The organism is Streptomyces sp. NPDC055078 (assembly GCF_053607985.1).
The window spans coordinates 1,040-3,328 of sequence record NZ_JBSGUP010000805.1 but is presented as its reverse complement, the minus strand read 5'-3'; the positions used below and the strand labels follow the sequence as shown (position 1 = coordinate 3,328).

Sequence of the window (2,289 nt, the reverse complement as noted above, 5' to 3'; positions counted from 1 at the left end):
GATCAAGATCGTGGACCTGTTGTTCTGTTTGTCGGTGACCTCGGCGCGGAATGAGATCGATTTGCCCTTCGCCGGGTTCCTGACGCTGATCTCGCCGTTGTTGACCTTGTGCTTCTTCCAGGACCGGCCCTGGTCGTACGAGACGTACACGGACAGTGACTTGTGGTTGCCGTCCTTGGCGGCGCCCTCGATCACGACCGGGACGGTGGCCGTGCGGCCGGCCGTGACGCGGCTGTTCAGGTCGGTGCCGGCTTCGAAGCGGACCATGGACGCCGGGAGCCGCGTCTCCCGGGTGGTCCGCTGGGAACGGAAGGTCCAGCTCGCGTCGATCCGGGTGGACGCGCCCGCGACCTCGGGGCTCCGCTCGACCGAGGTGGTCAGGCGGTACCCGGCTTCACCGGAGGGGACTTTGAAGACCTCCTGGCCCGTCAGCGGATCCTGGTTGGTGCCGATCTCGGTGCCGTTGCGGTACAGCGTCGTCTTCACCGAGGTGAGCAAGGACAGGCCGGGGTTGCGCCGGGAGTCGGCGAGCAGCGGCACCGAGCCCCTGATCTCGTCACCCGTGCGCGAGAGGCCATGGCCGCTGGTCAGGGTCGGGCCGAAGACCGCCCGGTTGACGGTCCTGGCGTAGGTCTTTCGCGCCTTGAAGGACGCCCGGCGGTCGACGCTGTACTCGGCCTCGGCCTCGGCCCTGGAGCTGTCACGCCCGCTGAACTGAATGAAGTCCACATCCCACTTCACCCCCTTGTCCGCGGACACATACAGCGTCCGGGTGGCGGGCAGATCCCGCACCGCGGGGAAACTTCCCCAGACCTCTTCGGCACCGGACAGTCGGCCGACTGCCCTGACCATGCCCTGCTTGCCGGCCGCCGGGGCACCCGCGCTCACCTTGACGGTGGCGAAATCACCGGTGCGGTAGTGCTTGGTGTAACCGGTGGCCAGCCGCTGGACGGGGCCGCCCGCGGTGGTGGAGTACTGCTTGTTCCCGCCGCCGGCCCAGTGCGCGTTCCACTGCTGGTGCAGCGAACCGCCGGTGACCCGCGGGCCGAGGTGGGCGGAACGGACGTTGGCGAACGTTTCGATCCATGTGCCGAGGACGTGTCTGTTGCTGCCCGCCCCGATCTCGTAGCCGACGACCGCGTGTTCCAGCGTGGCCGCACGGTCCGGGACAGTTACGGCGACCGGCTTGGCGGTACGGGCGTCCGCGGTGATCGTGGTGTCCCTGCCCATGTCCAGCTTCGGCCGGGCCAGCCAGTCGGACCCCTTGGTCGAGTCCTGCCGGTCTTCCATCACCCAGGAGTTGAAGGAGTAACTCCCCTTCGGGACCCGGACCGTGACGGTGCTGGAGTTCGCGGCGGTGGCCTCGATGAACTTCCCGTTGGCCTCCCCGCTCCGGCCCACCAGGTAGCCGAAGTGGCCCTTGGCCCCCTTGCCGTCGCGGCCGAGATAGCGGACGGTGAGGTCGTAGGACTCCGGTTCACGGTTCACCGTGGCGGCCGTACGCACACTCTGCTCGCCGTCCGTCGCCGTGACGAACGCGGAGTAGGCGCCCTCCACCGTGCCGCCGAGCCGGGTGTCCGCGGTGAGACCGACGGAGGCGCTACCGCCCGCCGGGACGGTCACGTTGTCCGCACTCAGCCTGAAGAACCCGGCCGGGGCCGGGCGGCCCTGAGGGTCGGCACCGGTGGCCGACAGCGAGAGCGTGACGGGCTCGGCGCCGAGGTTGCGGTAGGTCACCTGCCGGGTGACCGGCTTGTCGTCGGTGTGCGGCCACTGCCGGGTGCCGAAGTTCACCGAGACCGGTTCCGCGACCACGGACTGCCTGATGGCCCGGTCGACCTGAATACGGCCCGAGCCCTGCTCGTGCGCGGTGTAGTCGCCGCCCTTGGCGGAGCCGACGATCGCGCTCTTGATCTGGGCGTACGTCCAGTCCGGGTGCTGCTGCCTGAGGATGGCGGCGGCACCGGCGGCATGCGGGGTCGACATCGACGTACCGGACATCGTCGTATAGCCGGGCGGTTTCTGGCCGGAGCCGCCCTTGGCGGCCGCTGCGGCGATGTCCACGCCGGGCGCGGTGACGTCCGGCTTGATGGCGCCGTCACCCATGCGCGGGCCGCCGCTGGAGAATCCGGCCAGCCGGTCCTGGCCGTCCACGGCGCCGACGGTGAGTGCGGAGTCCGCGGTACCGGGCGAACCGACAGTGCCCGGCCCTTCGTTGCCCGACGCGACGGCGAACAGGACGCCCTTCTCCGCGGAGAGCCGGTCGACCGCCGCCTCCAACGGGTCGAC

The 2,289-nt window shown here is 69.9% G+C and carries 1 protein-coding gene; it reads right to left on the bottom strand.

Going from position 1 to position 2,289, the window contains the following annotated elements; genetic code table 11:
• The coding region (locus tag ACWF94_RS36985; RefSeq protein ID WP_453499058.1) for a S8 family serine peptidase at window positions 1-2,289 on the bottom strand (2,289 nt) is incomplete at both ends.